The organism is Methylobacterium sp. 174MFSha1.1 (genome assembly GCF_900116815.1).
In the GTDB taxonomy this organism is placed as follows: domain Bacteria; phylum Pseudomonadota; class Alphaproteobacteria; order Rhizobiales; family Beijerinckiaceae; genus Methylobacterium.
The window spans coordinates 70,826-83,573 of sequence record NZ_FPCB01000029.1; the positions used below are offsets into that span (position 1 = coordinate 70,826).

At 71.3% G+C, this 12,748-nt stretch carries 11 protein-coding genes and 1 pseudogene; 4 read left to right on the forward strand and 8 right to left on the reverse strand.

Features of this window, described 5'->3' with window-relative positions; genetic code table 11:
- The first annotated feature begins 18 nt into the window (after positions 1-18).
- Both BM430_RS23730 and BM430_RS35075 read left to right on the forward strand, forming a co-directional pair.
- A complete protein-coding gene (locus BM430_RS23730) occupies positions 19-1,197 on the forward strand; it encodes an ABC transporter substrate-binding protein (protein ID WP_093569710.1) in 1,179 nt (392 codons plus the stop codon).
- A gap of 147 nt (positions 1,198-1,344) precedes the next feature.
- Positions 1,345-1,665: pseudogene (locus BM430_RS35075) on the forward strand (IS30 family transposase); the annotation flags it as partial.
- Positions 1,666-1,905: 240 nt separating this feature from the next.
- On the opposite strand, the gene BM430_RS23740 reads toward BM430_RS35075, so the two are convergent.
- Positions 1,906-3,129, reverse strand: coding sequence for an acyl-CoA dehydrogenase family protein (locus BM430_RS23740; RefSeq protein WP_093569751.1), 1,224 nt, complete (start codon positions 3,127-3,129; stop codon positions 1,906-1,908).
- Between the two features lie 331 nt (positions 3,130-3,460).
- Here BM430_RS23740 and BM430_RS23745 point away from each other — a divergent pair, with 331 nt between their 5' ends.
- Both BM430_RS23745 and BM430_RS23750 read left to right on the forward strand, forming a co-directional pair.
- On the forward strand, positions 3,461-4,333 hold the full coding sequence (locus tag BM430_RS23745) for a MetQ/NlpA family ABC transporter substrate-binding protein (protein ID WP_093569711.1): 873 nt from the start codon (positions 3,461-3,463) through the stop codon (positions 4,331-4,333).
- Positions 4,334-4,383: 50 nt separating this feature from the next.
- A complete protein-coding gene (locus BM430_RS23750) occupies positions 4,384-5,769 on the forward strand; it encodes an LLM class flavin-dependent oxidoreductase (RefSeq protein ID WP_093569712.1) in 1,386 nt (461 codons plus the stop codon).
- A 91-nt stretch (positions 5,770-5,860) separates the two neighbouring features.
- Here the strand turns inward: BM430_RS23750 and BM430_RS23755 are convergent, their stop codons facing one another.
- The 7 genes from BM430_RS23755 to BM430_RS23785 are packed head-to-tail and all read right to left on the reverse strand — an operon-like array spanning position 5,861 to position 12,744.
- Positions 5,861-6,412, reverse strand: a complete 552-nt coding sequence (locus BM430_RS23755; protein WP_093569713.1) for a c-type cytochrome — start codon at positions 6,410-6,412, stop codon at positions 5,861-5,863.
- Positions 6,402-7,640: a sulfite dehydrogenase gene (soxC, locus tag BM430_RS23760; RefSeq protein ID WP_093569714.1), complete on the reverse strand. Its 1,239-nt coding sequence runs from the start codon at positions 7,638-7,640 to the stop codon at positions 6,402-6,404. Before soxC ends, BM430_RS23755 begins: the two co-directional genes overlap by 11 nt.
- A gap of 13 nt (positions 7,641-7,653) precedes the next feature.
- On the reverse strand, positions 7,654-8,418 hold the full coding sequence (locus BM430_RS23765; RefSeq protein WP_093569715.1) for an ABC transporter permease: 765 nt from the start codon (positions 8,416-8,418) through the stop codon (positions 7,654-7,656).
- Positions 8,415-9,233 (reverse strand): ABC transporter permease, encoded by an 819-nt coding sequence (locus BM430_RS23770; protein ID WP_093569716.1) that lies wholly within the window; start codon positions 9,231-9,233, stop codon positions 8,415-8,417. The genes BM430_RS23765 and BM430_RS23770 overlap by 4 nt, the downstream gene beginning before the upstream one ends.
- Before the next feature lie 8 nt (positions 9,234-9,241).
- Positions 9,242-10,309 carry an ABC transporter substrate-binding protein gene (locus tag BM430_RS23775; protein WP_093569717.1) on the reverse strand — a complete coding sequence of 356 codons (1,068 nt, stop codon included), beginning with the start codon at positions 10,307-10,309 and terminating at the stop codon, positions 9,242-9,244.
- A 27-nt stretch (positions 10,310-10,336) separates the two neighbouring features.
- Positions 10,337-11,383 (reverse strand): ABC transporter substrate-binding protein, encoded by a 1,047-nt coding sequence (locus BM430_RS23780; protein WP_093569718.1) that lies wholly within the window; start codon positions 11,381-11,383, stop codon positions 10,337-10,339.
- 5 nt (positions 11,384-11,388) lie between these two features.
- Positions 11,389-12,744, reverse strand: a complete 1,356-nt coding sequence (locus BM430_RS23785) for an LLM class flavin-dependent oxidoreductase (protein WP_093569719.1) — start codon at positions 12,742-12,744, stop codon at positions 11,389-11,391.
- Positions 12,745-12,748 lie beyond the last annotated feature (4 nt).

Genomic DNA, 12,748 nt, shown 5'->3' on the forward strand with positions numbered 1-12,748 from the left:
CCACAAGGGGACCGGGTGATGACAGTGACGGGCAAGACGGTCGGCGGAATGGCCGTGGCGGTGTGTCTGCTCGCGGCGCCGGGCGCCCGGGCTGCCGAGATCGTCTTCGGCTTCGCGATGGCCAAGACCGGCCCCTATGTGAGCCTCGCCAACACCAACGAGGTGGCGGTCGACATGGCGGTCGCCGAGATCAACGCCAAGGGCGGCGTCGGCGGCCACACCCTGCGGCTGGTCAAGTTCGACACCGGCGGCGACCCGAAGCAGGCCGCCCTCGCGGTCCGCCGCTTCGCCGAGGACGACAAGGCGATGGCGGTCGTCGGCCCGTTCAGTTCCAGCGAGGTCCGGGTCGCGTTCCCGGCCGGCGAGCGCCTCGGCATCGTGCAGATGTCGATGTCGTCCTCGGCGCCCAACCTGACCAAGGGCTTCTCCTACGCCTTCCGCAACACCCGCGACGAGGGCAAGGTCATCGACCAGGTCCTGGCGACGCTCAAGGACAAGAAGCTGCCGAGCGCCAGCGGCGCCATCGCGTATGCCACCGACGACGTGGTGTCGAAGTCGATCGGCACGGCGGTGCTGCCGGGCCTGATGACGCGATACGAGATCCCGGTGAAGGGCAGCGTCGATTTCCAGTACAACGCCTTCGACCTGTCGCCGCAGGTCTCGCGCCTCGCGCAGATGCAGGCCGACGTCATCGGGCTCGGTGCTCCGCCCGAGGCGGCGGTGAACCTCGCCAAGGAGATGAAGCGCCAGGGCGTGAAGGGCCGCCTCGTCGGCGGCACCACCATCGCCGACCCGGAGCTCCCGCGGCGGATGGAGGGCGCCGGCGAGTCCCTGACCATCGGGACGACCTTCTTCACTGCGCTGAATGCCCGCACTCAGGCCTTCGCCAAGGAATTCGGCCGGCGGACGAAGGCCGCCGGCATCGCCCGCCACGAGCCGAACCAGCAGGACGCCGCCGCCTACGACATCGTCTACCTGATCGCCGAGGCGGCCTCGCGCGCCAAGGTGACGGCCGAACCGGGCAGGCTCGCCGCCGAGCGCACGGCCATCCGCGACACCCTGGCAAGGCTGAAGGATTTCGACGCGCTGGAGGGCAGCATCTCGTTCGGCGAGGACCGCGACGCGATCAAGCCGATCTACGTCGTCGAGGTGAACGAAGGCAGTTGGCGGCTGATCGCCACTCGCAAGGACGATTGAAACATCTCGTGACAGGATAATATATTGCTTCGTTTCAGAACGGGCCGAAGCAGATATCGCGTCGATCTTCCGGGAGATATCGGGCTGATCTGAGTACCCTGCTGATGGGTTCGAGTGATCGTCGCAACGGCTTCGCGGAGGGCGATCGTGACGGCAGGTCGGCGGCGTCCGGATCGGCCTCTTCGAGAGAAGCTGCGGTCACCGGGTCGTCCCGGCGTCGGCTCGCAAGCGACGTGGCGGGAGTTCCGGGCGATCATTGCCGACGGAGTATCGTGTAAGGACGCAGCGATGAAGGTCGGGATCTCGCCGTCCGTCGGCTCGCGGTGGTTCCGGATGGCGGGCGGGATGGCGCCCCGCCACCTGTCGCCATCATCCAAGCCATCGTCGATCCGCTTCCTGTCGTTGGCCGAGGGGGAGGAGATCGCGCCGCTGCGCGTCCAGGGGCATGGGGCTCGGGCAGTCGCTCGGCATCCGGTCCGATCAGGACATCGATCGAGCTGCCGATCGCGTAGACGCCGGTGAAGACCAACATCGACATCGCCGGCATGACGGCGGCCTGAAAGAGGCGCCGGAGCAGGAGCCCGGCCATCACCTTAGCTTGAGCGGGACGGGCGATCGGGGCCGGGGCCCGGCGCGCGGGCCCGACCGCTCGACGCGGGTAGCCCGGCCATCATCGCCAGCCGTTGCACGCCCCGCGGGGTGGGCGGCTCACGCCTCGCCGACGCGGTACTGCCGCGGCGGGGCCGCACCGTTGACGGCGAAGTCGCCGACGGTGCGGTCGCGGTAGATGCGGGGGTTGTGCGTCGCGATGGTGCGGGCGTTGCGCCAGTGCCGGTCGAGGGCGAGACCGCGCCGGGTCGACGACGCGCCGAGCGCGTCGAAGAGCTGCGTCGTGGCGTCGAGCACCAGCCCGGTCACCACCGTCACCGCCTGGTTGACCTCGACATCGGCCACCGTCGCGGCGACGGCCGCCCCCTCCGCGTCCCCGGCCCTGTCGGCCTCCCACACGCGCCCGACCGCCTCCGCCGCCTTCAGCACGATCGCGCCGGCCGCGTAGGCCGCACCGCGCACCCGGCCGACCACCTGGAGCACCTGCGGGTCGTCGGCGGTGCGGGCGGTATTGCCGTGGCTGTAGACCCGGGTGCGCTCGGCGACGAGCCGCGCGACGTCGCCGGCGGCCGCCCGGCCGATCCCGGCGAGCGTCGCGAGGTGGACGAGCTGGTAGAACGCCACGGCGTAGCGGAACCGGCCGGGATCCGGGTTCACCCAGGCCGCCTCCACGGCGACGCCGGTGAATCTGGCCGTACCGCTCGCGGTCAGCGCCTGGCCGAAGCCGTCCCAATCGTCCAGCACCTCCACCCCGGCGGCGCGCCGCGGCAAAGCGGCGCCGACCGGCTGGCCGGCCTCGTCCACCGCCGCGAGGTGGATCCAGTCGGCGAAGAGCGAGCCGGTGGTGTAGAACTTGGTGCCGTCGAGGACGTAGCCGTCGCCGCGCCGCTTGAGCACGGTCTCGAAGCTGCCGACCTTGGCGGCGCCGGTCTCCGAGACGCCGCTGCCGACCATCTGGCGCGCGGCGATGCGCTTCAGCCACTGGCGGCACCAGTCCGGATGGGGTGAGTTCAGCACGTCCTCGGTGAAGCCGAAATGCGCACGCAGCGCGTTCGTCACGTTGGGATCGCCCTCGGACAGCTCGATCAGGAGCCCGAACAGCTCCGGCAGGCTCGCGCCGTGCCCGCCCTCCCCGGGCGGCAGCCGCAGGGTGGTGAAGCCCGCCTCCTTCAGCGCCGCGAGCTCGGCGTGGGGCAGGCGCCTGTCGTGGTCGCGCGCGGGCGCGCCCGCGCGGATCTCGCGAAAGACCGGCCGGAAGCGCTCGGCCAGATCCTCGTAGCGGGCGCTCGGGCCCGCCCCCCAGCCGGCCTGGATCTGCGTCATCTCGGTCATCCCATCCTGTCGTCCGGCGCATTCCATCTGGGACCCCGTTTCGCGGGACCTTGCGCCGACAGCCCCGCGTGCGTTCGTTAAAGAGAACGAACTGCGGGCGGTCGGCTCTGCGATGGAGATATTTTCGCCGGAGGCGACGGCGCAGGCAAGCATTCGTGGCCGATAAACCGGCCATTCTGGCGTTTTAAAAACAATCATGCTGCGTCGGAGCGGCTGCGAAGAAGCACTCTTTCCATCGCGTCGTTCTACAAAAAGAACATTCTCGTTGACAGAGACCGGGGCGCGGCCGAGCCTGTCGCCTCTCCCCACGCCGGACCCCACGATGACCGCCGATCCGTCCCCTCGCCGTCCGAGCGGCCGCACCCTCGTCGCCGCCCTGCTCGGGCTGGCCGCCCTGCTCGCGACCGCCGCCGCTCCGGCCCTCGCCCAATCGGGCACGCCCATCAAGGCGTCGATCGAGAAGCGCGACCTGCGGGTCGGCTTCACGCCGGGGCCCTACGAGGACGCGTTCAAGGCCGGTGCCGCGCCTGTCCTCGGCGCGCAGGGCTACCGCATCGCCTACGCCCATTTCAGCACCGGGCTCGAGGTCAACAAGGCGGTGGCCTTCGACGAGATCGACGCCAACGTGATGCAGCACAGCGTCTACCTGAGAGCCTACAACGAGCGGAACGGCACCGACCTCGTCGGCATCGTGCAGGTGCCGACGCCGCCGATGGGGCTCTACTCGCGCAAGCACAGGACGCTCTCGGCCGTGCGCCCCGGCGCGACGGTCGCGGTGCCGAACGATCCGGTGAACCTCGAGCGGGCGCTCAAGATCCTTCGCGATGCCGGCTGGATCGGGCTGAAGCCCAACGCCAACCCGGTCGACGTCACCGAACTCGACGTGATCGCGAATCCGAGCGGCATCCGCATCGTGCCGCTGGAGGCCGCCCAGGCGCCGCGCGCCCTCGACGACGTCGACTTCGCGGCGATCCAGGGCAACTTCGCGATCTTCAGCGGCCTCAAGCTCACCGAGGCCCTGGCGCTCGAGACGATGACCGCGCCGTACATCAACGTGGTGGCGGTCCGCCGCGGCCAGGCGGAGACGCCGTGGGCGAAGGCGATCGTGGCGGCCTACCGCTCGGACGCGTTCCAGGCGGCGATCCGGGCCGACCGCTTCTACGACGGCTTCACCCTGCCGGACTATTTCCGCTGACCCTGCGCCGATGATCCCGCGCCGATGATCCCGCTCCAGGAGGCCTCACCGTGACGAAGCCGATCCGCGTCAACGGGTTTGCGATCCACAGCCCGGTCCATCTCTCGCCCGGCCTGTGGACCCATCCGCGCGACCGCTCGCTGGAGTTCAATACCCTCGGCTACTGGACCGACGTGGCCCGGCTCCTCGAACGCGGCCTGTTCGAGACCCTGTTCATCGCCGACGGCATCGGCATCCACGACGTCTATGGCGGCACCGCCGCGGCGGCCCTGCGCCGCGCCGCCCAGGTGCCGAAATACGATCCGATGCTGCTCGTCTCCGCCATGGCGGCGGTGACGGGGCATCTCGGCTTCGGTATCACCGCCTCGGTGTCCTACGAGCCGCCCTTCACCCTGGCGCGGCGCTTCTCGACCCTCGACCATCTCACGGAGGGACGCATCGCCTGGAACGTCGTCACCGGCTACTCGGCGGCGGCCTCGCGGGCGGTGGGCCGCCCCGGGATCACCGCCCACGACACCCGCTACGACATCGCCGACGAGTTCCTCGACGTGGTCTACCGCCTCTGGGAGGAGAGCTGGGAGGACGGGGCGGTGTTGCGCGACCGGGAGCGCGGCCTGTTCGCCGATCCGGAAAAGATCCACCGCATCGAGCACGTCGGCGAGCATTTCCGGATGGAGGGCATCCACCTCGTCGATCCCTCGCCGCAGCGCACGCCGTTCCTGTTCCAGGCCGGGGCCTCGAACCGCGGCCGCGACTTCGCCGCCGCGCATGCCGAGGCGGTGTTCCTGAGCGACCCGTCGAAGGCGGCGATCAAGGCGACCGTCGCCGACACCCGGCGCCGCGCCGCCGCAAGCGGGCGAGACCCCGCCGGAATCCTGTTCTTCGCCCTGATGACGGTGATCGTCGGGCACACCGAAGCGGAGGCGCGGGACAAGCACCGCGACTACCTCGCCCACGTCGATCCGGAAGGCGCGCTCGCCCTGTTCTCGGGCTGGACCGGCATCGACCTCGCGCCCTACGACCTCGACGATCTGTTCCCGGTGGTCCGCAAGGAGAACGCGATCGCCTCGCTGGTCGAATCCTTCGCCAGACCGGAGAAGACCTGGACGATCCGCGAGATCGTCACCCACAACGCCATCGGCGGGCGTGGGCCCGTGCTGGTCGGCTCGGCCGCGCAAGTCGCCGACGCGCTCGAAGCCTGGATGGACGAGACAGACATCGACGGCTTCAACCTGAGCTACGCGGTGACGCCCGAGGGCTACGGCGACTTCATCGAGCTCGTCGTGCCGGAGCTGCAACGCCGCGGCCGCTACAAGACCACTTACGCGCCCGGCCCCTTGCGGGAGAAGGTCTTCGGGGCCGGCCGCAGGCTGCTGCCGGCGAGCCATCCGGCGGCGCGGTTCCGGCGGGGGGTGGAACGGGGACGTGAGGCGTAGGTCGTCGAGACCTTCTGATGCAAGGACAGCGTCACGGCCCGATCCGTGGCGCTGTCTCGTGCCGTCGGCGTCGCGCCGCTCAAGGCACCCTTCAAGGCCTCTGCACGTCCGGCCGGGCATCAGGCACGAAGCCGGCCCGGTTCGGCATCGCCACGGCAGGCAGGCTCCTCGCGTCGAGGACGGCATCCGCCGGCACGATCCCGTTGAGGTGCAGGATGTAGGCCGAGACCGCGTAGACCTCGGCATCGGACAGGGATTGCGGCGCGTCGAACGGCATCGCCCGGCGGACGTAGTCGAACAATGTCGTGGCGTAGGGCCAGAAGCTGCCGACCGTGCGCACGGGCTTGGCTGTCGCGAGCGTGCCCTGCCCGCCGACCAGCCGGTCGGCCGCCCCGCCCTGTCCCGTCTCGCCGTGGCAGGCGGCGCAGCGGGCGGCGAAGACCGCACGGCCCTCCGCGACACTGCCGTGGCCGGGCGGCAGGCCGGCGCCGTCGGGGCGCACGTCGATGTTCCAGGCAGCAATGGCGTCCGGCGTCGCGGGCCGGCCGAGGCGGTGAGGGCCGAGGGGATCGGCCGAGGCCGTTCCTGCGAGGATCAAGCAAGCCGCGCCGACGGCGGCTCCCGAAACAATCTCACGCCACATGCCGCACGCTCCCGCCGGCCGCGACCTGCCAGCCGTAGATGCCGTTGAAGTGGTAGATCGAGTTCGTGCCGCGGGCGGCGACCAAGGCCTCCCGGGCCGGCTGGCGATAGCCGGTCTCGTCGGTGGCGCGGCTCTGGATCAGGGCCGGACCGCCGTCCCAGGACCAGGGCAGGCGGAAGCGGGTGAGGCAGCGCGACAGCACCGGCTCCTGCAGGACGGCCGGGCGCCAGGAGGCGCCGCCGTCGACCGAGACCTCGACACCGGTGATGCGGCCCCGCCCCGACCAGGCGAGGCCGGAGATCTCGTAGGCGCCCGGCTCCCTGAGCTGGTGCCCGCCGGACGGCGTGGTGACGACCGACTTCGCCTCCATGATGAAGGTGAACTGGCGCGCCGTGCCGTCGGGCATCAGGTCGGTGTATTTCGAGGTCTCCTCCCGGGTCTGGAACGGCCGGTCGCCGAGCTTGATCCGGCGCAGCCACTTGATGCTGAGGTTGCCTTCGAGCCCGGGCAGGAACAGCCGCAAGGGATAGCCCTGCTCCGGCCGTAAGCGCTCGCCGTTCTGGGCGTAGGCCAGGATCGCGCCGTCGAGGGCCGAGAGCGGCAGGCTGCGGGTCATCGCAGCCGCATCCGCTCCTTCCGCCAGCAGCCAGGACGCCTCCGGCCTGACACCGACCTCGTCGAGGAGCGTCGCCAGCTCGATGCCGGTCCACTCGGCGCAGCTGAGGAGCCCGTGGGTGTCCTGCACCGTCCAGGCCGGGTTGGTTGTCTGCCAGGCCGGCGTGTTGCCCGAGCATTCGAGAAAGTGCAGCCGCGAGACGCTGGGAAAGCGGACGAGGTCGTCCATGGTCAGGATCAGCGGCCGCGCGACGAGGCCTTGCACCACCAGACGGTGCTGCTCGGGGTCGATCGCCGGCACCCCGCCGTGGTGGCGCTCGAAGTGCAGCCCGTTCGGGGTGATCGTCCCGTGGAGGTGCTGGAGCGGCGTGCCGGTCGAGGCGGCACCCAGGAAGGCCGGAGCGCTGCGCGGCTTGCGGGCCAGGCGCTCGAAGGACGAGGGCACGCCGTAGGCGGGGCTCGCGACGCCCCTGCCCGGCTCGCGGGTCCAAATTGGAACCTGGAGTGCTGGCACCCGCAACGGCCCCTCGGCGGCGAGTGCGCCGCCGCTGACGCCAAGCGCCCCTGCGAGGAAGCTCCGGCGCCCGAAGAGCGGGACGGAGGATGGTGGCATGGGAAACGATCCTTCAGGCGGTGCGCCAGCGCAGCGCCCGGGCGGCGAGCGAGGCGGCGGTGGCATTGAGCAGGAAGCCGACGAGGCCGAGGATCACGACGCCGAGCATCACCAGATCCATCTGGAAACGCTCCCGCCCGGCGATGATCAGGCCGCCGATGCCGGGGCCGACCGCCATGAAGTATTCGGCCCCGACGGTGGCGAGCCAGGAATAGATCAGCGCCAGCTGGAGGCCGGTGGCGATCGAGGGCAACGCGGAGGGCAGGAACACCCGCAGCAGCATCTGCCGGTGCGAGAAGCGGAGTGCCCTCCCGACCTCGACGAGCTGGGGCGAGGCACTGGCCACGCCCTCCTGCGTGTTCACCACCACCGGCACGAAGGCGGCGAGCGCGATGAACACCACCTTGGCGCTCTCGGCGAAGCCGAACCAGATCGAGATGATCGGGATCCAGGCCAGGACCGCGATCTGCTTGAAGGCGTGGAACGTCGGCCCGAACAGCCGGGCGGCGAGCGGCGACAGGCCGACGAGCGCCCCGAACGCGACGCCGGCACTCGCGCCGACGGCAAAGCCGAGGAGATCGCGGGCGAGGCTCGCGGCGAGATGCCGGGCGAGGTCGCCGGACCGGATCTCGGCGAGCGCCGTCGAGAGAATCGCCTCCAGCGGCGGCAGGAAGCGCGGATCGACGAGGCCGGTGCGGCTCGACGCCTCCCAGGCGACCAGCAGGAGGAGCGGCAGGACGAGCCCGCGGCGCAGGCGGGTGGCGGAGAAGGTGGTCATGGCGCGTCGATCCGCCAGTGCTGGAGCCGCGCCTCGATCCGGGCGAGCACCGCATCCATCGCCACGCCAACGAAGCCGATCAGCGCCATCGCGACGATCATCGTGTCGAGCCAGAACATCTGGCGGCCCCAGACCAGGAGGTAGCCGAGCCCTTCGGCCGAGGCGAGGAGCTCGACGGCGACGAGGGCGGTCCAGGCCTTGGTCAGGCCGTAGCGGATGCCGGTGAAGACCGGCGGCACGCTCGCCGGCAGGATCAGCCGGCGCACGGTCTGCACGCGGGTGAAGCGGTAGGCCCGGGCGACCTCGCGGTAGCCCTCCGGGATCGCCCGGATGCCGGAAGCCGTGTTGAGGGTCACCGGGACCAGGGCCGCCTTGGCGATGACGACGACCTTCAGGGTCTCGCCGATGCCGAGAAACAGCATCAGGAGCGGGATCCAGCCGAGGGTCGGCACCTGGGCGAGCGCGGTGAACAGCGGCGAGACAGTGTCCTCGACCCGGCGCGACAAGCCCATGGCGGCGCCGAGCATCAATCCGAGGCCGCCCCCGAGGGAAAAGCCCGCGAGCACCCGCAGCCCGCTGATCCCGGCATGCCGGGCGAGTTCGCCGCTGCGGACCATCTCGACGAGGGTCTCGGCGACGATGCGGGGCGCGGGCAGGATCTGCTGGGGCAACCCGCCGGACGCCGCGGCGGCGGCCCAGGCGACGAGGAGCCCGAGCGGCACGAGGAGGCCGAGGGCGATCGGCGCCAGATGGCGATGCACGCGGCGGTGGAGAGAGGCGGCGATTCCGCGGCCGGGCCAGGCGAGGGCGGTCACGGGCGCCCTCACGACAGCGGCTTTCCGTCCGGCCCGAGCCGGGGCCACCGGGTTTCGAGGCCGAGTTCCTTGAGCGCCCGGTCGAGGTAGCGCGGCTCGAACCAGCCGGTGACGTCGACGTCGCGGCGGATCAGCCCGTAGGCGCGGGCCTGGCGCGCCTGCACCCGGTACTGCTCGACCAGGAAGGGATCGATGACCGGCGAGTTGCGGGTGCGCAGCGGCTGGTCGGCGTAGTCGTAGCGATAGACCGAATCCGGCGTGCCGGAACGGGCCCAGATCGCCAGGACCTTGTCGCGGTTCGCCTCGTCGGAGGCGAAGTGCGAGGCCTGGACCAGGGCCTTCACCACCTTGGCGACGAGGGCGGGATGCGCCGTCTCGAACGCCTCGGCCACCAGCACGCCGGCCTGGCGCTCGAAGGCCGGGTCGTCGCCCTTGGTGGAGTAGACGATTCTCGCGCGGCCCTGCTGCTGCAGCGAGATCAGCCCGAAATTGCCGAAGGCCGCGTCGATGTCGCCCGAGGCCAGGGCGGCGTTGGTGGTGGCGACATCCATGTTGAGCACGCTGAGATCGCGCTCGGTCAGGCCGTTCGCCGCCAGCACCTTGACGGCGGCGAGGTGGTTGTTGGTGCCGCGGAAGATCGAGACCTTCTTGCCCTTGAGGTCCTTCACGGAGGCGATCGACGAGCCCGGCGGCACCGCGAGGTAGAGCGGGGCGTGGGCGCCGGTGGCGAGCACGATCTTCGTCCTCAGCCCGCTCGCCCGGCCGATCACCGAGGGCAGGTCGCCCTGGAAGGCGAAGTCGAGCTGGCCGTTGGCGAAGGCCTCGTTCACCGCCGGCCCCGCGCCCTTGAAGAACGACCACGCGACGGTGACGCCGGGCTCGTCCTTCAGGGCTTCCTCGACGTAGCGCTCGGAATGGGCGAGCGCCGCGGCGCTGCCGCCGGCGAAGGGCCGGTTGTCGGTCCCGATCGACGCGAAGCCGAAGCGGATCGTCACCGGCTCGGCCCGGGCGGCGGCGGGCACGAGGGCCAGGGCGAGCGTGACGGCCGCGAGGGCGCGGCGGGTAGGTCGGATCATCTTGCGTGCTCCGGTCGTGGGGTCGTGTCAGGAGCCGAGGGGACGGCCGTCGGCGCCGTAGCGGGTCCAGGTGCCGGCAAGCCCGAGGTCGCGGATGGCCGCGTCGACGTATGTCGGCTCGAACCAGCCGGTGACGTCGACGGCGCGGCGCACGAGGCCCAAGTCGCGGGCTCGCGCCGCCTTCTCGCGGTAGGTGTCGATCAGGAGATCGTCGACCAGCGGCGACAGGCGCTCGGCGAGGCGCTGGCCCTCGTAATCGGCCCGGAACACCGCCGCGGGCGTGCCCGACTTCGCCCACAGGGCGAACACCGCCTCGCGGTTGGCCTCGTCGGAGGCCCAGGCGGCGGCGCGCACGCTCGCCTTGACCACCCGGGCGACGAGATCGGGATGAGCCCGCTCGAAGGCGCCGGCGACGATCAGGTGGTTGCTGGGGCCGGCGCGGGGATCGCCCTTCGAGCTCCAGGCGACCCGCGCCTGTCCGCGCTCGACCAGGGTGAGGAACAGCACCTTGCCGAGCACCGCCTCGACGTCGCCGGCGGCGAGCGCCGCGAGCGCCGAGGCGTCGTCGAGGGCGTAGACCTGGAGGTCGCGGCTGGTGAGCCCGGCCCGCCGCAGGGCGCCCTCGCTCGCGAGATGCGTGCTGGTGCCGCGGAACTGCGCCACCTTGCGGCCCTTCAGGTCGGACAGACCTTTGATCGACGAGGCCGGGGTGGTGACGAGGTAGAGGGCGTCGCGGGCGTTGGTCGCCATGACGATGCGGGTGTCGAGGCCCGCCGCCCGGCCGCTCAGCGACGGCAGGTCGCCCATGAAGGCGAAGTCGAGCTGGCCGCCGGCGAGCGCCTCGTTCACCGCCGGTCCCGCGCCCTTGAAGAACACCCATTCGACGGCGAGATCCGGGTCGCCCGCGACCTCGCGCTCGATGTAGCGCTCGGCCGCGACGATGCCGGCGAGGCCCGGGACGTGGCGGGTGCCGCCGGGCGCAGGGCCGGCATAGCCGACCCGGATGGTGAGCGGACCGGCCGCCGCCGGCAGGGCCGCGAGGAGCAGGAATACGAGGCAGGCGAGGAGACGCATCGCCCTCACTCCGCCGCCTGCCGGGCCGGAGCGCGCGGCGCCCGGTGCGCCGGCTTCGGCAGGCCGAGATGGTCGCGCAGGGTCCGACCCTCGTAGGCCTCGCGGAACAGGCCGCGGCGGCGCAGTTCGGGCACGACGTGGGCGATGAAGTCTTCGAGCCCGCCCGGCAGGTACGGCGCCATCACGTTGAAGCCGTCGGCGCCGCCATTCCGAAAACGCTCCTCGAGCTGGTCGGCGATCTGGGCGGCGGTGCCGACCACCTGCCAGTGGCCCCGCGCGCCCGCGATGGCGAGATAGAGTTCCCGGATCGTCAGGTTGTCCCGCCGCGCCCGCTCGATCAGCAGCTTCTGGCGGCTCTTCGGCCCGTTGGTCTCGGGGAGATCCGGCAGCGGCCCGTCGAGGTCGTACCCGGTGAGGTCGGCGCCGCCGAGCGTGGTCGAGAGGAGGCTCAGACCCACCACCGGGTGGATGCGCTCCTGCAGCACCGCGAATTTCTCCCGCGCCTCCTCCTCGGTACGGCCGACGACCGGAAAGATGCCGGGCATGATCTTGAGGTGGTCGGGATCGCGGCCGTAGCGCGACAGGCGCCCCTTCACGTCGGCGTAGAAGTCCTGTGATTCCTTGAGCGTCACCTGCGCGGTGAAGATCGCCTCGGCGGTGGCGGCGGCGAGTTCCCTGCCGTCCTCCGAGGAGCCGGCCTGGACGACGACCGGATGCCCCTGGGCCGAGCGCGCGACGTTGAGGGGGCCGCGCACCCGGAAGTGCCGGCCGTGATGGTGGAGGGCGTGGAGCTTGTCCGGGTCGAAGAACCGGCCGGATTCGGGATCGCGCAGGAAGGCGTCGTCCTCCCACGAGTTCCACAGGCCGGTGACCACCTCGGCGAATTCCCGCGCCCGGTCGTAGCGGTCGGCATGCGCGGCGTGGCGCTCGAAGTTGAAGTTCTGCGCCTCCGATTCGCTCGACGAGGTGACGAGGTTCCAGCCCGCCCGGCCGCCGCTGAGGAGGTCGAGGGAGGCGAACTTGCGGGCGAGGTTGAACGGCTCGTTGAAGCTCGTCGACGCCGTGGCGATGAGGCCGATGCGCTCGGTCACCACCGAGAGGGCCGAGAGCAGGGTCAGGGGCTCGAAGCTCGCCGCCCGCGAGGTGAAGCTCAGCGAGGCGGGATCGGTGTTCCGCACCCCCGAGGAATCGGCGAGGAACACCGCGTCGAAGGCGGCCGACTCGGCGAGGCGCGCGAGCTGCACGAAATGGTCGAGGCTGACATGGGCGTCGGGCCGCCCGTCCGGATGCCGCCAGGCCGCCACGTGGTGGCCGTCGGTCATCAGGAAGGCGCCGAGCTTCATCTGTCGGGATTGGGCCATGGCA